General features: G+C 41.6%; 20 protein-coding genes. 3 read left to right on the forward strand and 17 right to left on the reverse strand.

Annotated elements, in window-relative coordinates; all coding sequences use genetic code 11:
* The 3 genes from efeO to nox all read right to left on the reverse strand — a co-directional run bounded on the left by efeO (position 1) and on the right by nox (position 4,068).
* Positions 1-873, reverse strand: coding sequence for an iron uptake system protein EfeO (gene efeO, locus HMPREF9380_RS04520; RefSeq protein WP_002906605.1), 873 nt, complete (start codon positions 871-873; stop codon positions 1-3).
* Between the two features lie 118 nt (positions 874-991).
* Positions 992-2,548, reverse strand: coding sequence for a ClC family H(+)/Cl(-) exchange transporter (locus HMPREF9380_RS04515; RefSeq protein WP_002915264.1), 1,557 nt, complete (start codon positions 2,546-2,548; stop codon positions 992-994).
* Between the two features lie 143 nt (positions 2,549-2,691).
* Complete coding sequence (gene nox / locus HMPREF9380_RS04510) at positions 2,692-4,068, reverse strand: H2O-forming NADH oxidase (RefSeq protein ID WP_002915266.1); 1,377 nt, start codon at positions 4,066-4,068, stop codon at positions 2,692-2,694.
* A 258-nt stretch (positions 4,069-4,326) separates the two neighbouring features.
* On the opposite strand from nox, the gene HMPREF9380_RS04505 reads away from it, so the two are divergent.
* The 3 genes from HMPREF9380_RS04505 to HMPREF9380_RS04495 all read left to right on the forward strand — a co-directional run bounded on the left by HMPREF9380_RS04505 (position 4,327) and on the right by HMPREF9380_RS04495 (position 7,307).
* Entirely contained in the window at positions 4,327-5,262 is a 936-nt protein-coding gene (locus HMPREF9380_RS04505) for an FAD:protein FMN transferase (protein WP_002915268.1), read from the forward strand.
* Between the two features lie 171 nt (positions 5,263-5,433).
* A complete protein-coding gene (locus HMPREF9380_RS04500; protein WP_002933795.1) occupies positions 5,434-6,039 on the forward strand; it encodes an NADPH-dependent FMN reductase in 606 nt (201 codons plus the stop codon).
* A gap of 17 nt (positions 6,040-6,056) precedes the next feature.
* A complete protein-coding gene (locus tag HMPREF9380_RS04495) occupies positions 6,057-7,307 on the forward strand; it encodes an NAD(P)H-dependent oxidoreductase (protein WP_002915271.1) in 1,251 nt (416 codons plus the stop codon).
* A gap of 50 nt (positions 7,308-7,357) precedes the next feature.
* Here HMPREF9380_RS04495 and sdbB read toward each other — a convergent pair whose 3' ends face one another.
* The 14 genes from sdbB to HMPREF9380_RS04425 all read right to left on the reverse strand — a co-directional run bounded on the left by sdbB (position 7,358) and on the right by HMPREF9380_RS04425 (position 22,149).
* The gene (gene sdbB / locus HMPREF9380_RS04490; protein WP_002933797.1) at positions 7,358-7,933 is read right to left on the reverse strand and encodes a thiol-disulfide oxidoreductase-associated lipoprotein SdbB; all 576 of its coding nucleotides are present in this window, start codon (positions 7,931-7,933) and stop codon (positions 7,358-7,360) included.
* A 15-nt stretch (positions 7,934-7,948) separates the two neighbouring features.
* A complete protein-coding gene (gene ccdA2 / locus HMPREF9380_RS04485) occupies positions 7,949-8,656 on the reverse strand; it encodes a thiol-disulfide oxidoreductase-associated membrane protein CcdA2 (RefSeq protein WP_002913575.1) in 708 nt (235 codons plus the stop codon).
* A 222-nt stretch (positions 8,657-8,878) separates the two neighbouring features.
* Complete coding sequence (locus tag HMPREF9380_RS04480; RefSeq protein ID WP_002933799.1) at positions 8,879-10,582, reverse strand: cache domain-containing sensor histidine kinase; 1,704 nt, start codon at positions 10,580-10,582, stop codon at positions 8,879-8,881.
* Complete coding sequence (locus HMPREF9380_RS04475) at positions 10,579-11,313, reverse strand: response regulator transcription factor (protein ID WP_032907400.1); 735 nt, start codon at positions 11,311-11,313, stop codon at positions 10,579-10,581. The genes HMPREF9380_RS04480 and HMPREF9380_RS04475 overlap by 4 nt, the downstream gene beginning before the upstream one ends.
* A gap of 59 nt (positions 11,314-11,372) precedes the next feature.
* Positions 11,373-12,482, reverse strand: coding sequence for a peptide-methionine (R)-S-oxide reductase MsrB (gene msrB, locus HMPREF9380_RS04470; RefSeq protein ID WP_032907402.1), 1,110 nt, complete (start codon positions 12,480-12,482; stop codon positions 11,373-11,375).
* Positions 12,483-12,497: 15 nt separating this feature from the next.
* Entirely contained in the window at positions 12,498-13,061 is a 564-nt protein-coding gene (locus tag HMPREF9380_RS04465; RefSeq protein WP_002933805.1) for a redoxin family protein, read from the reverse strand.
* A gap of 70 nt (positions 13,062-13,131) precedes the next feature.
* The gene (locus HMPREF9380_RS04460) at positions 13,132-13,452 is read right to left on the reverse strand and encodes a hypothetical protein (RefSeq protein ID WP_002933806.1); all 321 of its coding nucleotides are present in this window, start codon (positions 13,450-13,452) and stop codon (positions 13,132-13,134) included.
* A gap of 27 nt (positions 13,453-13,479) precedes the next feature.
* Entirely contained in the window at positions 13,480-14,190 is a 711-nt protein-coding gene (gene ccdA2 / locus HMPREF9380_RS04455) for a thiol-disulfide oxidoreductase-associated membrane protein CcdA2 (protein WP_002897620.1), read from the reverse strand.
* Between the two features lie 142 nt (positions 14,191-14,332).
* Positions 14,333-15,367, reverse strand: coding sequence for a HAMP domain-containing sensor histidine kinase (locus HMPREF9380_RS04450; protein WP_002933807.1), 1,035 nt, complete (start codon positions 15,365-15,367; stop codon positions 14,333-14,335).
* A complete protein-coding gene (locus tag HMPREF9380_RS04445) occupies positions 15,364-16,062 on the reverse strand; it encodes a response regulator transcription factor (protein ID WP_032907405.1) in 699 nt (232 codons plus the stop codon). Before HMPREF9380_RS04445 ends, HMPREF9380_RS04450 begins: the two co-directional genes overlap by 4 nt.
* Before the next feature lie 79 nt (positions 16,063-16,141).
* A complete protein-coding gene (locus HMPREF9380_RS04440; protein ID WP_002933808.1) occupies positions 16,142-17,812 on the reverse strand; it encodes an SSURE domain-containing protein in 1,671 nt (556 codons plus the stop codon).
* A 220-nt stretch (positions 17,813-18,032) separates the two neighbouring features.
* Entirely contained in the window at positions 18,033-19,361 is a 1,329-nt protein-coding gene (brnQ, locus tag HMPREF9380_RS04435; RefSeq protein ID WP_002933809.1) for a branched-chain amino acid transport system II carrier protein, read from the reverse strand.
* 400 nt (positions 19,362-19,761) lie between these two features.
* Complete coding sequence (locus tag HMPREF9380_RS04430; RefSeq protein ID WP_002895565.1) at positions 19,762-20,316, reverse strand: GNAT family N-acetyltransferase; 555 nt, start codon at positions 20,314-20,316, stop codon at positions 19,762-19,764.
* Between the two features lie 54 nt (positions 20,317-20,370).
* Positions 20,371-22,149 carry an ABC transporter ATP-binding protein gene (locus HMPREF9380_RS04425; protein WP_002933812.1) on the reverse strand — a complete coding sequence of 593 codons (1,779 nt, stop codon included), beginning with the start codon at positions 22,147-22,149 and terminating at the stop codon, positions 20,371-20,373.
* Positions 22,150-22,154 lie beyond the last annotated feature (5 nt).

Here is a 22,154-nt window from a genome sequence, read left to right on the forward strand (position 1 = left end):
TTACTCCCCGTTTAGAATGACTCCCATTTGTGAAAGAGGCTCACCCAGTTTGGTCACAGCTTCCGCCAACTCTTTGGTGTCTTCTTTTGTCAATTCTGTATAGAGTTTGTAGTTTTCAGAGTCAGTCATGTGCTTGTCTAAGAGACCGTTGACGTTTTTAAACTCAAGTTCCAAGGTCTTAACAAGCTTCTCGTCCTTGTCCTTAATCAATGGCTTAAAGAGCTCAAAAATCTTTTCTGCTCCTTCAATATTCGCTCGGAAATCATAGAGATCTGTATGAGAGAAAACTTCTTCCTCACCTGTAATCTTGCTGGTCGCCACTTCATTGAGCAAGTCAACAGCGCCTGTCAGCATCATATCTGGAGTCACTTCAACTGTTGCGATTTTAGCTTTTAGCTCCTTGATATCATTGACCAGCTGATCAGCATAGCTTTCAGTGCCCTTGGTCGTATTTTGTTCCCACATGATTTTTTCGATGCGGTGGAAACCAGACCAGCCTTCTTCGGTCTTGTTTTCGTCCACATAGTCGACTAAGCGGAAGTCAATTTTAACATCTGATTCACCAAAGCTCTCAGCAATCGGCTCCGAGCGCTCATAGGCCATACGGATAAGTGGATATTGCTTTTTAGCCTCATCTAGTTTGCCTTCTTTAAGGGTGTCACGAAACTTCTCCGTATCTGTCAGGAGCTGATCGATTTGTCCTTGGACAAAAGATTTGTAATCCGCCGTCGCCTTGTCCAATTCTTTCTGATTGACAGCCGTTTGGCTGCTGGACGCTTGACTGCTTGAGCCAGTCTTGTTTGAAGAGTTGTTGGCTGCACAGCCAGTCAGTAAAATTGCCGTTGAAAATAGGACGATGCCAAGTTTTTTCATGGTGACTCCTTTGTTTTCTCTCCTAGATAGAGATTATTTCCTGTAAATTATACCAGTTTTTCTCTTATATTTCAAGAAATTGTCTGACAATTTAATCAAAAACTCTATATTAAGACCATTAAAGCAGCTCTTCTTTAACTTTCCCGATTTCCGTCTTTTTCAGCACCAAGTAAATCGTATCTCCCAGATAGAGGCGCGTGCTACCATTGACCGTTTGAGTCTTTCCCTTGTGGACATTCATGGTAATCAAGACCCCATCAGGCAAGTTTAGCTCATGCACCTGCCGACCAGCAATCTTTTCAGAAACAGGGATTTCAATTAAAGTAGTATCTCCCTGGTCCTCGATACTGTCTGGCAACATTTTTTCCAGCATGGCTTCATAGACTGGCGCTCCTTTTAGCAGATCCATGATAATGTAAGCAGTCAGAGTGACCAGTCCCAGCGGCATGAGATTACGGATGTCACCGACCATCTCTGTGACCAGAATCATGGCTGTCAGTGGAGCCTTAGAAATGGCACCGAAGTAGCCACTCATACCCAGAATAATGAAAATCGGAAATTGCTCCTGAGAAATCAAACCTAGCTGCAGACAGATCGCCCCCATTGCTCCGCCCAGAAGTGAACCCAGAGCTAGAATAGGCAGGAAAATACCACCTGGCAGCCCGCTTCCGTAACTCAGCATGCTCCAAACAAAACGCAGAACAAAAAACAAGAGCAAGGTTCCCACAGTATAAGGACTAGCGGTCAAAGATAAAATCAACTGATTGCCCCCGCCTAGCAAGTGAGGCAGGAAATAACCAATCGGAAGAATCAAGGCAAAGGCCAGAATGGGATAATAGGCTTCTGAAATCTTAAACAAGCGACCAAAAAACTGATAAACTAGCTGAATGTTTAAAATGACTTTCTCATAAATAAAGCCTGACAAGCCCAGCAGCACCCCCATGACTAGGTAAATCCAATACTGCTCCAGTCTCATAACTAGAATATTATCCGGCATGTCCAGCACTGGTGTTAAGCCAAACATGGAGAGCGAGACAAAGTTAGCGACTAGACTGGCCGCCAGCGTAGAGACCCAGAAAAAGCGTGAAAAATGACGGTAAACTTCTTCTACTACGAATAGCAGACCTGCTATTGGTGCATTAAAAGCTGCTGCTAAGCCTGCTGCTGCACCGCTAGCAATGAGCGCTCTCTCCTCAGCGGCACTCAAATTCAGAAATTTAGAGACGCCTTTGCCGCTCATAGCACCCAACTGAATACTTGGTCCTTCTCGACCTAACATCAGACCGCTTGAAATGGCTAAAATCCCCAATACAAACTTCTTCCAGAGAACACTCCACCAAGAAAGCGACATCAGACCTTTCAGCTCTGCTTCAACCTGCGGAATCCCTGAACCCTTGATATTTTTCTCTGACTTTACCAAGCGAGCATTGAGCAAGACGATGAAAGCATAAAGGAACACCAAGGCCAGTAACCAAATCATAGACTGCTGACTCCTATGGTAGACATCCTGCACTAAGTGAAAGATTTTTTCAATCAGAAAGCGAAAAACGCCCACCACCAGTCCAGCAAAAATCCCAACTAAAACACCTCGCAAAACCTGGGAAATAATCGAATGAGTTGCGAAATTAAATTCTCTCTTGATGTCGTCCTCTTTCGAGATAGACTTTTTTGCCATTCCCAATCTCCTCTAACTAGTTGCTTTACCAATATTCTAGCACAAAGCAGGCCTGATAAACAGATAAAATATAAATTTCTTCTTTCAGTTTTCTTTTTACAGGCTCTACAAAAAAGTCTGGAAATTATTCCAGACTCATTTTCTTATTTTGCTTTCAAAGCTGCTTGAGTAATGTAGTTGTATGGTTTGTTGAAGTGTGGCAGGAAGAAGAGATCCAGCAAGGCCAATCTATCAATTGTAACCTTTTCCTGAATAGCCAATGAGAACATGTGAATACCCATAGACATATCTTCTCTAGAAACCATCTGAGCTCCAAGAACTACACGAGTGTCCTTATCATAGACAATCTTAATTGTAACATCATGATGCTCAACTTTTTCAAGGAAGGTTGGTTTTTGAGTATCTTTAAACTCAACCACAGCTGGGCTATAACCAAAGCGTTTTGCTTTTTCTTCTGTCAGACCAGTTGAAACCATCTTCAAACCAAAGATTTCGATACCGTTAGAACCTTGAACACCGTTAGACTCCAATTCATGACCGCAAGCATTATGAGCTGCTACGATACCAGAGCGCAGGGCGTTAGAAGCCAAGGCGATGTAGTTTGTATCGTTGATAGAGTTATCGTAGACAGTCGCACAGTCACCAATTGCATAAACATCTTTGATGCTAGTTTCTTGCTTCTTATCCACCAAAAAAGCACCATTGCGGAATGTTTCCAACTTGCCAGCACCAAGACCAGTGTTTGGACGGAAGCCAACTGCCAAAACAACCATATCTACATCATAACTAGCCTTATCCGTTACAATGCGTTCTACCTTGCTTTCACCTTCAATAGCCTGAACAGTTTGACCAAGGGCTAATTGAACACCATTATCTTCAAGATTTTGGCGCATCATTTCAGACAAGTCGTGGTCATAATAACCAGCCAAGCAAGTATCCACAACGTCGATCAGAATCACTTCTTTACCAAGGCGTTTGAAGGCTTCTGCCAACTCAACCCCAATGTAGCCAGCACCTACTACTGCCACACGTTCGATATGTTTGCTCTTGTCTTGCAATTTCTCAATAACATCTGCAGCATTTTGATACAATTTAACAAACTGCAGATTTTCCAAGGTTGACTTAAATTCCCGACTGTTAGGATCCATTTCAGCACCTTTAATCGGAGGCAGAATTGGCTGAGAACCTGTTGCCAAAATCAATTTGTCATATGACTCTACATGCTCTTTACCGTCTACAATAGCTGTAACTTTTTTCGCATCATAATCAATTGACTCAACTGGTGAATTCATATAAACTTTTGCGCCTTTTGCTTCAAAAGTTTCTTTATCTGCATAAAAAAGTCCATCTGGCTTGCTGATTTGCTGTCCAATCCAAAGGGCCATTCCGCATGCCAAGAATGAAATGTTTGAGTTTTGGTCAAAAATAACTACTTCGTTTTCTGCACCATAATTGTCCAACATTGTATTAATACACGCTGTACCTGCGTGGTTTGCACCAACTACAACGATTTTACTCATAAGAATAGTCCTACCTTAATTTATAATTTACTAGAACAGTATATCATCTCCTGTGAGCGTTTACAAGAAATTTGCTCGAGATTTTCAAAAATTCTTATACAGCCTAAAAAGCTATACCACCGCTGTCTCATCGCTTCGAAAATACAGCTTTATGCGAAAGTTAATTTTCTGAAAATATAACAATTTTAAGATTGTGAAACCGGTATCTTTTTGATATAATAAGGTTAGAGAGGTTAATTTTAGAAAGGTTGTGATAATGTGGACTTTGCTTCTCGCTCACTCCATTTGATGGGGAGTACGATTTGCATATCTCTCTGTCATGAGCGAGCGGAAATACTCTTAGATGAGGCGGTTCAACTGCTTCATCTCTATAAAAATCGCTTCAGTGCCAATGATGAAGACTCTGAACTTATGACTATCAATCATCTGGCAGGAATTGAAAGCGTCTCAGTTCACCCAGAACTTTTTGAGCTGATTGAGCTGGGGAAATATCACAGCCTAGCAGAAGGCAGCCACTTAAATATCACGATTGGCCCTCTCGTCCAGATCTGGCGGATAGGATTTTCAGACGCCCGTCTCCCAAGTAAGGAGGAGATTCAGCATGCTCTGTGCTTGACTGACCCAAACTTACTTGAGGTGAATCCAGAAAATTGTAGTGTTTTTTTGACTAAGAAAGGCATGAAGCTGGATTTAGGTGCCTTGGCTAAAGGCTATATCGCTGATAAGATTAAGGACTATTTGCTGAGTCAGGGAGTGACTTCTGCTCTTATCAATCTTGGTGGCAATGTCCTAACGATCGGGCAAAATGCAGTCAGCCAGCGTGCCTGGCGAATTGGCATTCAAAATCCCAAGTTGTCACGCGGCAATCACTCAGCTATACTAGCTGTCACCAATCAGTCAGTGGTTACATCAGGAATCTACGAGCGAACCCTTACGGTTGAAGGGCAAAACTACCATCACATTCTGGATCGCAAAACAGGTTATCCTATCGAAAATCAATTGGCTAGTCTGACCATTGTTTCAGACAAGTCGGTAGATGGCGAAATCTGGACGACTCGTCTATTTGGTGAAAGTCCGACATCAATTCTGTCCCAGATTGAACTGCAAGCAGGGATTGAAGCATTGATTATCACCCAAGACGATCAGCTCTTCTGTAGCTCAGGCCTTTTAGAGCAGATAATTCCTGCTTCTTAATTCTCAAAAGTGATGAATTTGCTGCCTCACTATGCGATAACTCTATCGCTCTAGCTTTTATAAACAATGCCCATTTAAAAACGCCCTCTTTTTCTTCAGGTTTTTACTTGCCTCAAGAAAAATAAATGCACTTACGAGGGATTTGTATCTCCATTTCAGAAAGGAAATTTTATGTTAAAACTTATTGCAATTGTTGGAACAAATTCTAAACGTTCTACAAACCGGCAACTTCTTCAATATATGTCTAAGCACTTTGCTGACAAGGCTGAAATCGAGCTGGTAGAGATTAAAGATATCCCAATGTTTAATAAACCTGCAGACAGAAACGTGCCTGAATTGGTATCAGAAATTGCCGAAAAAATCGATGCAGCGGATGGCGTACTTATTGGTACACCTGAGTACGACCACTCTATTCCAGCTGTGCTCATGAATGCTCTGGCTTGGCTTTCTTACGGAATCTATCCACTGCTGAACAAGCCAGTCATGATCACTGGTGCTTCTTATGGTACACTTGGCTCCTCTCGTGCCCAGCTGCATCTCCGTCAAATTTTGAACGCTCCAGAAATCAAGGCAACTGTTCTTCCAGATGAGTTCTTGCTTTCGCATTCCCTTCAAGCTTTTGACCAAAGCGGAGACTTGGTAGATCTTGACGTTGTCAAAAAATTGGATGCTATCTTTGATGACTTCCGTATCTTTGTCAAAATTACTGAAAAATTGCGCAACGCACAAGAATTGCTTCGCAAAGATGCTGAAGAATTTAACTGGGAAAAATTGTAAGATAGGAGACCGAAAGAATGAAATTTGTTGGAATTGTAGGATCAAACTACGAACAATCATATAACCGAAAATTGTTGGAATTCATCCGCCGTCAGTTCAAAATTAAATTTGAATTGGAAGTCTTAGAAATCGATGAAGTCCCAATGTTTAACCAGGATGAAAAATGGGATGAAAGCTTCCAATTGCGGTATTTGTATAACAAAATCACACGTGCGGACGGTGTCATCATCGCAACCCCTGAGCACAATCATACTATCAGCGCTCCTTTGAAGAGTCTCTTAGAATGGCTCTCTTACGAGGTTCATCCTTTCGAAAACAAGCCAGTCATGATCGTCGGTGCTTCTTACTATGATCAAGGAACTTCTCGTGCTCAAGTTCACCTGCGTAAAATCCTAGACGCTCCTGGTGTCAATGCTTACACTCTTCCAGGCAATGAGTTTTTGCTAGGCAAAGCCAAGGAAGCTTTTGACAATGATGGCAATATCACCAACGAAGGAACTGTGAATTTCCTTGAAACATGCTTAGATAACTTTATCAAATATGTAGAGGTCGTTTCAAAATTGAAAAAACCAAAACCAATCGAACCTGAAGACTTAGACTGCGGGAAACCAATCGCTACGACAATTACAGAAGTTGATCCAGATGATCCAAAATGGGTAGAAAAAGTCGCTGAAATCACTGGTGCTGTTTCTGGTGATACTTATGTCAAACTCGACCATGGTATCTTGACCGTTAATCAAATTGATATGTTCTTAAAAGCTATGCCATTTGAATTGACATACGCTGACGATAACAACCAATTCCTTTACTACAACAACGCCCACCAAGACCCAGACACCATGTTTGCCAAACGTGTGCCACCTCAATCAGGTAGCCGCATGTCAACCGTTCATGGTTCTCTTCCACCAGCTCGGATGAAAAATGTAGAGTGGGTTATCGGAACACTTCGCAACGGAAATCAAGAATACGTACGTACAATCGTCCCAGGTTCACCTGCAGGCGTTATCAATACCCACAACTACCAAGCTATGTACTATCCTGACGGATCATACGCAGGTATCAATGAAATCGTCTTTAATTTCCAACCATGGCTTGACTGGTACTTAAAAGAAACTGGTCAACGTTTGGTTGGAGGCAGCGGATCATTTGCTCCTGCCGGAGGTCATGGAGACGCAGACGCTACTTCTGGTGCTTCTGATGCCGGAGGTGATGGCGATGGAGGCCACGGAGGCGGAGGAGCCGATGCGACATCAGGTGCTAGCGCTTAATTACCTTACAAACAAAAAAGAATGGATGATAAGTCCATTCTTTTTTCGCTTTATTTCATTTCCTTGAAAGCTGCTTCTGCATCAGCATTACTGATAGCACCAAACTGGATTTTTCCGATTTTCCCTTGACTGTCAATGAGGATTTCAGTTGGGATGCTACGAATCTGATAGGCTTGGAAAATTTCTCCTGAAGTGTCAAATAGAACTGGTACATCTTTATAACCTTGTTCTTGAAACCATTTTGGGAATTCCTCGGCAGATTTCTCTCCTTGCAGGCCTGGTGCTACAACTGTCAAGATTTCGAAATCACGGTCCGTTTTACCAGCTAACTCGACCAATTCTGGCATACTCTTCTTACAAGGTCCGCACCAAGAAGCCCAGAATTTTAGATAAACCTTCTTGCCTTTATAGTCAGAAAGCTTGACTGTTTTTCCATCCATAGATTGCAGAGTAAAGTCAGGAGCCTCTTGACCGACAGCTGCTTGGGTGACTATACTTGTCTGAGCGGTCTCACTAGACGAGCTGCTGGCTGTGGGCATAGTCATAGGCTTCTCTTCCTGTTCCGAACAGGCTACCAAAAAGACCACTGCTGACACAGTTGCTAATAAAGTAACGATTTTTTTCATATTTCTTTCTCCTTTTTATCCAAAAAGTCCAGACAGGGCGTTGAGCTGTCCTAGCATCAGTAGAATTCCCATCAGAATAATCAGGGCTCCGCCGATTTTCTTCATCAGGCCCATATAAGGCTTGATTTTATTAAAATACTGCATAACAAAGCTAGACGCCAAAGCTAGGATTAGGAAAGGCAGGGCCATTCCTAAGGTGTAAATCAAGGTCAAAATTGCTCCCTGAAATGCACCATTCCCACCTGAAGCTGCTAAGGCTAAAACTGAGCTGAGGATTGGTCCAATGCAAGGAGTCCAACCAAAGCTAAAGGTAATCCCTAGTAAGAAAGCAGACCAAAAATGATGTTTCTGACCGTTCTTTTTGAAAGTCAAGCTCTTTTGAATCTGTAACTGGCGAATATTAATAAGCTCCATCTGGTGCAGACCTAGCAGAATGATGAGGCCGCCCATCACATAACGAAAGGTCGAACTGTAAATAATAGTTCCTAGAAAACCTGCTCCAAAGCCTAGCAAAAAGAAGACTGTCGAGATACCCGCAATGAAAAAGAGCGTTCTAACCATGCCCTGCCAAGCAAGCTCCCGGCCAAATACTTTCAGGGTCTTGACCTCCTTGTCATCCAACAAAATGCCAATATAAACCGGCAATAAGGGAAAAATACAAGGGGAAAAGAAGGACAAAATACCCGCTAAAAAAACTGAAACAAAAAATAAAGGTGACTCCATTTACTCTCCTCTAACTCCTTACCTAGGATATTCATTCATTTATCATTATAAATGAATCTTATGGATTTTTCACAAATCCGCTACGGTAATTTTCTGGTAAACATAATGTGACTAGGAAAATAGAAAAATTCGCTTGATGAACAGCAAAACCTGTACATTTTTTCAAACAGTAAAAAGCCGGAGAAAATTCTGCCGGCTTGAATATTTAAAAACTTAATAGATTTAATCATCTGTAACTAGCGGTAAATAAAGACTAATCTGGGTAAATTTATCTGGTTCGGACTGGATTTCCATATGGTAGTCGTCTCCGAACTGCAATCTTAAGCGTTGATCAACATTTTTCAGACCGACACCACCTAAGCGAGGGAGAGTCATATCTGTAGAGTCGCGGAGTTCAAAACCACGGCCGTTATCATGGATAGACAATATCAGCTGCTCCTCTTCTGCTACCGCAGTAACATGAATCATGCCCTGTCTGTTAATTTCCTTGATTCCATGGTAGATGGCATTTTCAACCAAAGGCTGAAGTACCAGCTTGGGCAGTTTATAATCAGCTAGAGATTCATCCTCTTCAATCTCATATTGGAGCTTGTCACCATAGCGCTGCTTCTGGATAAAAAGATACTGACGAACGTGGTCAATCTCATCTTTGAGAGCAATCTGTTCATGTCCTTGATTGAGCGCCAAGCGGAAATACTGAGCGAGTGATTTTGTTACCTCAACAACACGCTTGCTATCATTAAACTCAGCCATCCAGACAATCGTATCCAAGGTATTATAAAGGAAATGGGGGTTGATTTGAGCTGAGAGAGCTCGGAGCTCATAGCGGCGGACATTTTGTTCTTCAGTCTTGACAGCTTCCATTAGTTGTTCAATTTGGTCCAGCATTTTATTGAACTGCTGAGCCAAGTCAACCAACTCTGGAGAACCCTCTGCTTCCGCTCGCTGGTTTGAGTCGCCTGCCCCAATCTTCAGAATAACAGCTTGTAGATTCTGTAGAGGCTTAATCCACAAACGCAGGACAAACCAAATACCAGTCAAGCACAGCAGGAGTGCTAAGACGCCCATTCCTACAAAAGAATAAAGCATCTGTGACTGTAGCATCTGCAATTGCTCTAATGAGGCAACGCCAATTAAAGTCCAGTCGCTATCCGCGATATCAATCTGGTAGACAAAAGCCTGTTTCTGGTCTGCGTAACCATCCTTGACCGAGATATAGGGCTGCATAGCTTTCATTTCCTGACTGGAGGAATAAACACTCTTTTTGGGATGATAGACAAATTCATGCTGACTATTGACAATAAAGCTAAAGCCCTTCTTCCCGAGCTGAAGCCGATCCAAATAGGCTTTGAGACTATTGTAGCCGATATCCAGACGCAAAACACCGAGATTCTGCCCTGCTTCATCCACTACTTCCTGAGTGACAGAAACAACCCACTTCTCCTTCTCTGATGATAGAGATTCCTTGCGAGCAGGTGTCAAGACAGGCATGGCTCTGGTATGGACAGCTTCCTGATACCATTTTTCATTCATCATATCAGAGGATGTCTGCATGCTGATTTGAGTATCTGTCGAGACCACGCGCCCATCCTTGGTAACCAATACTGCCGATACCAAATCCGGATCTGTCTCAATGATGGTTTTCATCAAAGCCTGTACTGACGTTTCGCTGCTTTCTTGATTCTGAGCAAACTTCCGAATCGTTTCTTCCTTGCTCAGTGTGGAGGTGGTTTGTTTTAATTTTTGCAAATAAGAAGCAATGAACTGCCCGCTTTGCTCCATACTATTACGCGTCGTCCGCTCTGTCAGCTGCCGAATAGTCCCCGAGCTAGTCTGATAGTAGAGGCTTCCAACAAACCCCAAGAGTAAAAGGACCAGCAGAAAAATATAGACAATCAATTGGATAAGAAGCGAATATCGTTTCATTTCTCCTCTCCTTTTTTAAACTGCCGAGGTGTCAGCCCAACCACCTGCTTGAAGCGCTGAGAAAAATAGTTCATATCTTCAAAACCTACCTGCTCTGCTATTTCATAAATCTTGAAATCTGTAGTCAGGAGTAAGAGTTTTGCTTTTTTCATCCGCTCTTGGATCAGATAATCTTGAAAGGGCAAGCCTAGTTCTTTTTTGATAAGAACGCTAAGATAGGACGGACTAAACCCCAATTGGAAAGCTAAACTTTTCAGACTTAATTCTGAATCAGCTAGACGCGCGTGAATAGCCTCTTCCAACTCAGAGCGCTGTCCCTGATCGACTAAGTTTTGAATCTGGGCTCTTTTGCGTTCTTTATCAAGCTTGGTCTGCACCTTGGCCAACATTTCCTCAACATCATCCTTGGAAAATGGCTTGAGAAGATAGTCATCTGCACCGAGCTTAATGGCCGTCCGAGCATAGTCAAAATCATCATATCCCGTCAGAAAAACGATATGGCACTTAGGAGCCTGGTCTCTGACTAGCTTGGCCAGTTCGAGACCGTTCATCTGTGGCATATTGATATCGGTCAGCATGATGTCAGCAGGATTTTCCTGAAATTTCTGCCAAGCTTCTATTCCATTTTCAGCCTGGGCAATGACTTGCATACCAAACTGCTCATAGTTTACCAAGGACGCAATTCCCTGTCTTACCAGATATTCATCCTCTACAATCATAATTGAATACACAAGATTCAACTCCTTATTCTTACTGGATTTATTATAGCAAATTTTCAATCAAAATGCTCTTAAACGTAATCCAAAAGATAGCCGTAGCCCTTCTCCTCCATTTCAGCTTTTGGAATGAACTTAATGGACAAACTATTAATACAATAGCGCAAGCCGCCCTTGTCCTTAGGACCGTCAGTGAAAACATGGCCCAGATGGGAATTTCCAACTCGACTACGAACTTCTGTCCGTGTCATGTTGAAACTCTTGTCTTCTTTGTAAGTCGCAACATCTGGACTGATAGGACGTGTGAAACTCGGCCAACCGCAACCTGAGTCAAACTTATCCTTTGATGAAAAGAGAGGCTCTCCCGTCACCACATCCACATAGATACCAGCATCGAACTTATCCCAATAGCGATTAGAAAAGGCCCGCTCTGTATCATTCTTTTGTGTGACAGCGTATTCTTCTGGCGAAAGTTTAGCCTTAATCTCTTCATCGCTAGGCTTAGGATAGCGACTAGCTTCGATAACAGGATAAGCAGCTTGATTGACATCGATATGGCAATATCCATTAGGATTCTTTTTTAGGTAATCCTGGTGATAATCTTCTGCCTTGATAAAGTTTTTTAGAGGTTCTTTTTCGACGGCCAAAGGCTTATCATATTTCTTTGCAACTTCATTAAAGACCTGGTTAATAGTCTCAAGATCAGCTTCGTCAGTATAGTAGACGCCTGTCCGATACTGGGTACCCTGATCATTTCCCTGCTTGTTTTTAGAAGTTGGATCTATAATGCGGAAATAGTGAAGCAGAATTTCTTTTAGCGAAATTTTCTTGGCATTGAAAGTGATGTGAACAGTCTCAGCGTGACCAGTTTGAGAGACTAATTCATACTTGGTCGTGTCTCCCTTACCATTTGCATAGCCTGATACTGCATCAAGTACACCTGGCACGCGAGAAAAGTACTCTTCTACTCCCCAGAAACAGCCGCCAGCCAGATAAATCTCCCGCTTGTCTTCTTCCTTGACATCTTCTTGCTTTTGTTGGGATACAGTTTCTGTCTTGCTCATAGAGGCTTTCTTGATTTGCTCAGGAGAAGATTGCTTACCATTACCCACAATCACATAGACCAGTCCAAAGCAGACAAGCAAGCCAAGCAGAACCAGAAGAATTTTCCATTTGCCTTCCATGTTCATTACTCCTTTCTACTTGATTTCTTTTAGTGTTTTCTCAATATCTTCCTTGCTCATATAGCCAATATGCGTCTTGGCAAGAGAACCGTCGCTTCCTACGAAAAGAGCAGATGGATAAGAGCGAATACCGTATTCTTTCAGCAATTCTCCCTTAGTATCCATGAGAACTGGGAAGTCTTTGTAATCCAAAGATTTGTACCATTCCTTGAAATCATCAGCAGACTTTTCTCCATTAAAAGTCGGAGACACCACCGTCAGCACAACATAATCTTTTCCTGACTGCTCCTTAGCTAAATCATTAGTATCACCAAGTGTAGATAGGCAGATAGAGCACCAAGAAGCCCAAAACTTTAAATATACTTTCTTGCCTTTAAAATCAGACAGTTTGTAGGTCTTGCCGTCCACAGCTTGCAGGCTAAAGTCTTTTGCCATCTTGGTAGATTGCCCAGAATCAGCTTTTGTTTGCATATTGCTTTTATCACTTTTAGAAATTTCCGAGTTCATTTTCTGATTTGAACAGGCCCCCAATAAGCCGACACAAAGCAGACTGATAGTCAATATTGATAACTTCTTCATCGTTTTCTTTCCTTTCAAAATAAGGAGAAAGCCGACAAAACTGACGACTTTCTTTCCTATAGTGGAATTCTTATTTGTCAGATGACATTTCGGATGAATCTTTCATGTCATCCTTCATGCTTGAATCGCTTGATTTCATATCATCTTTCATGTCGGACTTACTGTCGGACATCATAGAAGAGTCCTTCATATCATCCTTTTTCATTTTATCATCAGACATGCTAGAGTCTTTCATATCCTCTTTCTTCATGTCGTCTTTTTTCATATCATCTTTCTTCATCATGCTGCTGTCATCCGTCTTCTTCATATCAGAATCTGATTTTTGATTAGAGCAGGCAGCTAGGACAAAGATACTAAGTGCAGCAATTGTAAGTGTAGTGATTTTTTTCATGATGTGTCTCCTTTAATTATATAATTTTTATCCAAATAATGATGCTAAAGCGTTTAGATTTCCAAGCATCAGCAAAATTCCCATGAGAATGATGAGTGCACCGCCGATTTTCTTAAGCGTTCCCATATAAGGTTTGAGTTTCGCAAAGCGCTGTAATACCCAGCCAGAAGCCAAAGCCATAGCTAGAAAAGGAAGTGCTAATCCAAGTGTATAAACCAACATAAGCAAACCTCCCTGAAGAGCGCCGTTACCGCCAGAAGCAGCAATTGCTAAAACAGAACTCAGAACAGGTCCCACACAGGGCGTCCAACCAAAGCTAAAGGTGATACCCAAGAGAAAAGCGTTAAGAAAATCACTTCTTTTACTATTCTTTTTAAGTTGGATGCTCTTTTGCTTTTGCAGTTGCTGGATATTAATGATTCCCATCTGATGGATTCCCAGTAGAATGACAATCCCACCAAGAACGTAGCGAAACCAAGGGGCATAGAGGACTTGCCCCAAAGCACCAGCTCCATAGCCCAAAACTAAGAATACAGTTGATAAGCCAGCTATAAAGCAGAGAGTCTTAGCTAGACCATACCAGGAAATATCTTTTCCCATAAACCGAACCGTTTTCGGCTGATCCGAATCCAGCAAAATCCCCACATAGACTGGCATAAGTGGTAAAATACAGGGCGAGAAAAAAGATAGAATCCCCGCCAGAAAAACAGAAATAAAGAACAAAAAACTTGTTGCCATTTCAAAAACCTCTCTATCAATTTCTGACTCTAGTATAAAATAAAAATCCCCCTAAAAATAGGGAGATAGATTTGAAAAAACTTGAATTTGATGTTATCTTTGCTAAATCAGGCGTTAAAAATGTTTATCACTTATTGTGGATTTATGTTAAGTTGAGAGTAAATGTAAAAGTGCTTCCTAGGCCATACTGGCTTTCGACCGTTATTTCCCCACCCAGCTGATGAGCCAACTCACGTGCAATAGCAAGGCCCAGACCATGCCCACCTGTCTTCATATTTCGAGAAGTTTCCACACGGTAAAGGCGTTTAAAAATCTTATCCAAATTCTCAGGAGAAATACCCCGTCCCTCATCCTTCACACTGATTGTCAAGATTTGCTCAGTTAACTGAGCCACGATCTCAATTTTAGTCCCAGGGTCGGAGTATTTAAAGGCATTATTTAGCAAGTTGAGCAAAATACGGGAAAGTTTATCGTAATGGCTCTTAATTTTCGCTGACTCGGGAGACACTTGAATGTAGATATCCCGCTCCTCCCGCTCAATCAATAGTTGAAATTCACTCATGACCTCAATCAATAGCTGGTCTAGAAAGACTATTTCAGCTTCTCCATCTGATTCTATTTGAGGCTGGGCATTAAGAGTCAAAATATCCAATTCTTCCACCAATTTATTCAAACGCTCTGTCTGACGGCTAATCGTGGTCAAGTAATGAATCTGCTCCTCTTCTTCAATCACTCCATCTAAAATCCCCTCCACAGTCGCCTGAATAGAGGTAATGGGAGTTTTAATATCGTGAGAAAGCTGGGCAATCATCATTCCTTTTTCTCGTTCACTTTCATCAAGCGACTCAAACGTTTCTTGCAAATTATGCGACATATCGTTAAAAGCCTGACCCAACTCTTGAAATTCGATAGGGCCCTTGGAGTCAATCTCTGTACTAAAATCCTTGTCAGCAATATTCTGAGCCTGTTTTTTCAGATGCCGAAGGGAAGAAAATACTGGCGATAAAAGAAAGAGACTGACTGCCGCTCCTATAAAACTAGCAATCAATGTCATTCCAACTAGGAAATATATCTCGCTTTTTACAATCAACATTCGCTGGACTGCCCAGAAAACGAGTAAAATCGTTAGTAGGCTAGAAATTAGGTACCCTACTAGAATGTAACTTTTTAATTTCATTTTCCACCTCGTGATCTTTCCATTTTATACCCAAGACCCCAGACAGTTTTGATGGCAGGAGTGTTTGAACTGGCATACTTGGTCAATTCCTGTCTCAGAGCATGGATATGAACATTAAGTGTATTGGTATCATCTACGAAGTCTTCCTGCCACACCTTCTCGTAAAGCTCCGTCTTTGAAAAAACTCTCTCAGGATTACTAGCTAAAATCCAAAGCAGTTCAAAGGACTTCACTGTTAATTCCAACAAACACTCCCCGATACGAGCCTCATGAACCACATGATTCATCATCAAGTCACCGAGCTCAATTTGTTCGATCTCACCTCCACGATGAAGTCGGCGCAAAATATTATTGACTCTTAGAACTAGCTCGCGTGGACTAAAAGGTTTGGCTATAAAATCATCTGCTCCTAAGCTCAACCCGTAAATTTTGTCTTGCTCGCTGGTCTTAGCCGTTGTAAAAAGAAAAGGTTGATCAGGTACTATATACTGAACCTCACTGATAAAGTCATAGCCGTCCATATTTGGCATCATAATATCCGTGATGATCAGGTCAACAGATTTCTTTCTGAAAAGCTCTAATCCCTCCACGCCATCTCGAGCCACTAAAACTTGGTAGCCAGCCTGCACAAGATAGCGCTTTTTGATATCCAGAATATCCATCTCATCATCAACAAGTAAAATTGTCTTTCCCATTGCTAATCTCCTCATAAAAACAGTGTTATACTGGCTTTAGTATAACACTATTTTTAGTAATTTTTAAATGATTTGAACCTTAATCTTTTTGTTTTTCTTTCAAACCTAGAAAGCCAAGAATTCCTGCCAAGGCTAGTCCAAAGAAACCAATAGTAGCTGTAGCTGTTTGAGCTTCACCAGTTGTGGGTAACGTAGCCTTATCATTTTTTTTCATCGTATCTGCCATCGGCATAGAAGTTGGGTGTTCCGCCTTCACATCAGTCATGCGATGATCTACTTCCTTCGTACCCTCAGCAGTACTCATAGAATCTGTTGCAGAAGGCTTCTTATTCATCTGACCTTCTTGAGATGGTGTTGTAGAAGGTTTCATATTCATTTGACCTTCTTGAGATGGTATTGTAGCCATTTCTTTTCCACGAAGCTGAATCGTTACTTGACGAGTCGCAATAAGATTTGTCAAATCTGGTTTTTCATCTTTAGCACCATAGACCTTGACAGTAGCTTGGTAACTGCGAGTGCCATTAGCACGAAGTTGGTCGAGAAGGGCTTGCCCGTCTTTACCGGTAGTATTGCCGTTCAAATCCACTTCGTAGAAGTATTGACCTTTCGCCAAACCTTCAAGTGGCAAGAGGGCTGGATTGTTAGCCGAACCATTATCTGACCATGGGGCTTTGTCTGAGGCTTTTAACAAGAGGCGAGTCAACATACCATCTCCACCGAAAGCTTCATACGGAATGACTTGATTGACACCAGCCAAGAATGGACCGGGAACGTTCGCTTTTTCTAAATAGCTGGCTGGGACATCAATATGGTCTTTGATATTTTTAGTGACTGAATCTTTGACTGCTTCTTTTGAAACAAGGCCGTTCAAGTTAACAGTTACATTTTTTGTAGCTACAAGATTGGTCGAATCTGGTTTACCATCTTTGGCACCATAGACTTTGACAGTCGCTTGGTAAGCATGAGTGCCATTAATGCGAAGTTGGTCAAGAAGGGCTTGTCCGTCTTTACCTGTAGTATTGCCGTTCAAATCCACTTCGTAGAAGTATTGACCTTTCGCCAAGCCTTCAAGTGGCAAGAGAGCTGGATTGTTCGCTTTGCCATTGTCTGACCAAGGAGCCTTGTCAGAAGATTTGAGTAAGAGACGTGTCAACATGCCGTCTCCACCGAAAGCTTCATACGGAATAACTTGATTAACACCTGCCAAAAATGGACCAGGAACGTTCGCTTTTTCTAAGTAGCTGGCCGGAACATCTACCGAGTCCTTAGTATTTTCTTCAACTCCTTTTCTAACTTCATCTGGAGTCGTTACCGATTGAGAAGTGGTCGCTTCACGATCTTGGTTTGAAACTTCAACAAGAGTTGCCTCCGGTTTAGCTTCTTCTTTTTGATTGCTAACTTCTGCCATAGTCTGTTCTTTTTTTGGTTTTACCATTTCTTCCTTAGGAGCTAGGCTAGACTTATCTAGAGAAATAGTTTCATCAACCTCTTCCTTAGGAGCTGACTGATTTGCAGGTAGAGCAGAATCCATTTCTTCTTTTAAAGCTGTCTCTGGCAACTTATTATTTTCTAACAATGACGAATCTTCTTGAAGAACTTTAGTAGGAGTTGAAGTGAGATCATCTGCATGTACGGTATTTGGTTGACCAACTAGCAAAAAGAAACCACTGGCAACAACAACGGAAGCCACACCCACGCTTAAACGACGAATTGACCAGCGGGTATATTTTTGATTTGAATTGAATTTCATAAGATTCTCCTTTAGGTTTGTTTTTTTATGACTTTAGTATAATCTCCTAAGATTAAAAATGGTTAAGAAAAAGTTAAAATTTTTCTTAAATCTATCTTATAAAATGATTATATTGTCCTATTGCTCATAAAAAAACAGCTTGAATTCCTTCGCCATAAATTCCCTACTACAATTGACAATGAGTCAAAAAAATCCACCATATTGTGGCGGATGTTATCTATTAGTTCTCCATCTCAAAACGCTCACTCTTTAGCTTATTTGGCAAAAAGAGAGAAAGCAGGATTCCAACAAGAGCCGGCACCAACCAAGGCAGGGAAGCCCGAGCAAACGGAAGGGCATTTACCATATCACTTACCTTTGTAATATGGAACTGCTGCCCAAGAATACCCGCAAAGGAAATCAGAGTCACTGCTGCCACCGTCATTTGCATGCCGATTTTGGACAGTGGCAAGAATTTATTGACGATGACAATCAGTACGATAACAATGGTAATTGGATAGAGAATTTGCAAGACTGGAACAGAATATTGAATAATAGCATTAAGCCCAAGATTAGCAATCGCAAACCCAATCAAAGTAAAGACAGTTGCGTACACTTTATAAGATACCTTAGGGAAAGTTTTATGGAAGAATTCCCCAGTCGATACAATAAGTCCTGCAGTTGTTGTAAAGCATGTCACAGTAACCATAGCTGCAAGGAAAATCTGTGCTGTAGATCCAAAGATAGCCTGAGTTGCCTGCGATAGAACATAAACACCTGGATTGCCTTTGGCAATAATCTCAGCTGGAACTGGGAAATGATTGCCTAGAAAAGCCAAACCGATATACATGGCGCTAAAGCCCAACGCTACCATCAAACCAACAACCCAGATGGTTGAAACATACTCCTTTTTATTCTTGAAGCCTAGCTGATTTAGAGTCGTTACTGCAATAACGCTGAAAGCCACTGAAGCCAAGGCGTCCAAAGTATTATAACCTTCCAAGAAGCCCTGTCCAAAAGCTGACGCAGAATAAGCTTGCGAAGCCTGCTGAGGAACATTTGAGCCGTATTTCAAAGCCCCTAGGATGACTAAAATGATGATCAAAACTGCAAAGACAGGCGTCAGAATACGTCCAATCCGATCCAAAATCTTAGATGGATTCAAAGAAATCAGGTAAGCAGCCGCAAAGTAAAGTGTCGTGAAAACAATCAATCCGATACCGGTCATATTTTTAGACAGCATAGGAGCAATACCAACTTCATAGGCCACTGTCGCTGTCCGCGGAATAGCAAAAAAGGGCCCGATTGACAGATACAAGGCTACAAGATAGACAATAGCAAACCAAGGCGCAATCTTCTGAGAAATCTCGTGGATATAGCCCTTGGGATTGAGCGTTCCTATAATCAAAGTCAGCACAGCAAGCCCTACCCCAGACAGGACAAATCCTGCAATAGCTGACCAAAAATGCTGGCCAGATAATGTTCCAAGCGAAGGCGGGAAAATCAAGTTCCCAGCACCGAAAAATATTCCAAATAAGAGCAAGCCTGTCAAGGCACCTTTTTTAATCACAGGAATCTCCTTAAATTTTTTTCATGCCTTATCATTATATATGGAAATAGCCCGCTCCGCAAGACTTTTAACTTTTCACGGTAAGTTGGTTTAAAAAACGAAATAAATCGTAATATTTTTGAAGATTTTTAGCAAATTCCTGACTTATCCACAGATTTAAGGCTTATTTTAAAGTAATACAAATAAATTTGTTTTAAATCGTACATTTTGCTAACCTATCTCTATCTTTTTTGATGGTTTACTTTCTTTAAGCAGACATATTCTACTGTTGCTGAATGCGAGAAAAATACAATATTGTCCTTCCAGATCCAAAACAAAATAAAAGAGATTTTTCATAGTAAAAAGGTTGAAACATCCTATCTCAACCTTTTAAAAATGGCTATAAATCATTTAGCACTCTTTACACATCGCTAAATCTTCGGTACTTAATTTCAAATTCAAAGAAGTTCTTCTCTTGCAACATATGGAAAATATCTCGATAAGCCTCCTCATCAAAATGATGTCCCAAATACAAGATTTCAAAGCTTAACCCTTCATATTCCAAAAAGGCATTGGTCGTTCGAAAGCCATTACGCTTATAGAAGTCCATACGTGCTTGACGTTGCTCTAAATTGTCACATTCTTCATCGACACGTTCTACCTCTAGAACCATAGTTTTTTGATAAAACTCTGTCAGTTTATGAATGATTTCTCCCCCATAGCCATGGCTGCGAAGGTGCGGCATAATTGCAAAGAAGCTGACATAGAACATTTTTTCGTTATAAACTGCAAAAGCAAAACCAACAAATTCTTCCTCATTGTAGAAGGCAAAGAAATGAGACCGTTCATCATTGGTATAGCGGAGAAATTCATTAATAGGAACTCTCTCTTCTTCAGGAAAGGCTTCTCGATTTAAGGCCTCCACCTTATCTAAATCAGGAAATTCTGCTGTAATAATTTGACTAGTTAAAGACATTGCTACCTCACTTTGCTTATATTCTAGCAGTTATCAAATGATTTAGCAAACCTTTTAAACTTCTTCTGCTTTTTTAGAAAATTGACTCTGGTAAAGGTCATAATAGAATCCTTTATCTACCAAGAGGCTCTCATGATTACCTTGCTCGATAATCTGACCATCCTTGAGCACCAAAATCTTATCCGCTTCTTGAATGGTCCACAGTCGGTGGGCAATGACAAAACTGGTCCGACCCTGCATGAGTGTCTTCATAGCTTTCTGAATCAGGAGCTCCAGCCGTGTATCGACAGACGAGGTCGCTTCATCCAAAATCAAAATCTTAGGATTAGCCAAAAGAGCCCTCGCAATCGTAAGCAACTGCTTCTGACCAAGCGAGATATTGCTTGATTCTTGGTTCATTTCCATGTTGTAGCCGCCTGGCAATGTCCGAATAAAGTGGTCCACATTAGCTGCCTTGGCCGCTTCTACAATTTCTTCATCAGTGGCTTGCAGATTGCCAAAACGAAGATTTTCCTTGATAGTCGCTTCATAAAGCCAAGCATCCTGCAGCACCATACCAAACTGTTTGCGATAGTCCTGGCGGGATAAATGGCGAATATCGTGTCCATCAACTGTAATCGCTCCTTTAGACACATCGTAGAAACGCATGAGCAAATTAATCAGCGTGGTCTTACCAGCACCAGTTGGACCAACAATGGCGACCATTTCACCTGGTTTGACTTCCAGATTGAAATTCCGAATGAGCGGCTTATCTGCCACATACTGGAAGTCTACATCCTTGAAGCTAACCTGACCTGTCAGATCTTGATCCAGCTTTTCTGTCCTATCATTGACTTCGTCTGCTTCGTCCAGCACTTGGAAAATCCGGTCTAAAGAAGACTTGGCACTCTGCAGCTGACCAGCCAGCTGAGTCAGGTTTTGAATGGGCTGGTTAATCTGCCAGACATATTGAACAAAAGCCTGCATATTTCCGACTGTTAGGCGCCCAGCGATAACCTGAAGGCCGCCCAGCAGAGCCAGCAAGAGGTAGGTCAGATCTGAAATAACATTCAAAACAGGCATCATTAAACCAGAGATAAAGCTAGCTTTAAAACCTACTTTCTGCAGTTTTTGCGTAATTTGTCGAAAATCCTCCTGCGAACTTTCTTCTCTGACATAGAGCTTCAAGATATTAAAACCTGTCAGATTTTCCTGAACAAAGCCATTCATAGCCCCCAGTACATCTGCCTGCTGTTTAAAGTAAGGCTGGGATTTCTTCACGATAAAGCGAGCACTGAGGTAGGTAATCGGAATTGAGATTACCACAATTACTCCCAGTTGCAGATTGAGCACCAATACCATGACGATAACCAAGATCAGAGTGAAGACTGCATTGATAACCTGCAGAAAAGACTGCTGCAAGGCGTTTGAAACAGCTTCGACATCGCTGGTAAAACGCCCCAGCAAGTCACCAAACTGATGCTTGTCAAAGTAAGAAACGGGGATGCGATTAATCTTATGACTGAGTTCATTGCGCAAGTCACGAATGGTAGCCTGCACTGCATTGGTCATAAAGTAATTAGAATAGTAAGAACCGATTTCATAAATAATCGCCCGCACAAAATACAAAACCATGACCCAGCCAACATAGGACACATTAATCTGGGCGTCAGCCACACCTTTAGCCATATCCAGCAGATTATTTGTCAATTCTGTAATGGCTATACCTAAGACAAAGGGCTCGACGACACTCATAACGACGCTGAGGATTTTGAGGAAGATTGCAAAGGCAACTGCAAATTTATAAACTTTTAGGTAGCTCCACAAACGAGCAAAACTAGGTGTCTTTTTCATATCAG

This window comes from Streptococcus sanguinis SK49, assembly GCF_000212815.1.
Taxonomy (GTDB): domain Bacteria; phylum Bacillota; class Bacilli; order Lactobacillales; family Streptococcaceae; genus Streptococcus; species Streptococcus sanguinis_C.

Coding starts and splice junctions, on each gene's coding strand:
- efeO (WP_002906605.1), bottom strand. CDS start 873: ATGAAAAAACTTGGCATCGTCCTATTTTCAACGGCAATTTTACTGACT.
- HMPREF9380_RS04515 (WP_002915264.1), bottom strand. CDS start 2,548: ATGGCAAAAAAGTCTATCTCGAAAGAGGACGACATCAAGAGAGAATTT.
- nox (WP_002915266.1), bottom strand. CDS start 4,068: ATGAGTAAAATCGTTGTAGTTGGTGCAAACCACGCAGGTACAGCGTGT.
- HMPREF9380_RS04500 (WP_002933795.1), top strand. CDS start 5,434: ATGTTAAAACTTATTGCAATTGTTGGAACAAATTCTAAACGTTCTACA.
- HMPREF9380_RS04495 (WP_002915271.1), top strand. CDS start 6,057: ATGAAATTTGTTGGAATTGTAGGATCAAACTACGAACAATCATATAAC.
- sdbB (WP_002933797.1), bottom strand. CDS start 7,933: ATGAAAAAAATCGTTACTTTATTAGCAACTGTGTCAGCAGTGGTCTTT.
- ccdA2 (WP_002913575.1), bottom strand. CDS start 8,656: ATGGAGTCACCTTTATTTTTTGTTTCAGTTTTTTTAGCGGGTATTTTG.
- HMPREF9380_RS04480 (WP_002933799.1), bottom strand. CDS start 10,582: ATGAAACGATATTCGCTTCTTATCCAATTGATTGTCTATATTTTTCTG.
- msrB (WP_032907402.1), bottom strand. CDS start 12,482: ATGGAAGGCAAATGGAAAATTCTTCTGGTTCTGCTTGGCTTGCTTGTC.
- HMPREF9380_RS04465 (WP_002933805.1), bottom strand. CDS start 13,061: ATGAAGAAGTTATCAATATTGACTATCAGTCTGCTTTGTGTCGGCTTA.
- HMPREF9380_RS04460 (WP_002933806.1), bottom strand. CDS start 13,452: ATGAAAAAAATCACTACACTTACAATTGCTGCACTTAGTATCTTTGTC.
- ccdA2 (WP_002897620.1), bottom strand. CDS start 14,190: ATGGCAACAAGTTTTTTGTTCTTTATTTCTGTTTTTCTGGCGGGGATT.
- HMPREF9380_RS04450 (WP_002933807.1), bottom strand. CDS start 15,367: ATGAAATTAAAAAGTTACATTCTAGTAGGGTACCTAATTTCTAGCCTA.
- HMPREF9380_RS04445 (WP_032907405.1), bottom strand. CDS start 16,062: ATGGGAAAGACAATTTTACTTGTTGATGATGAGATGGATATTCTGGAT.
- HMPREF9380_RS04440 (WP_002933808.1), bottom strand. CDS start 17,812: ATGAAATTCAATTCAAATCAAAAATATACCCGCTGGTCAATTCGTCGT.
- HMPREF9380_RS04430 (WP_002895565.1), bottom strand. CDS start 20,316: ATGTCTTTAACTAGTCAAATTATTACAGCAGAATTTCCTGATTTAGAT.
- HMPREF9380_RS04425 (WP_002933812.1), bottom strand. CDS start 22,149: ATGAAAAAGACACCTAGTTTTGCTCGTTTGTGGAGCTACCTAAAAGTT.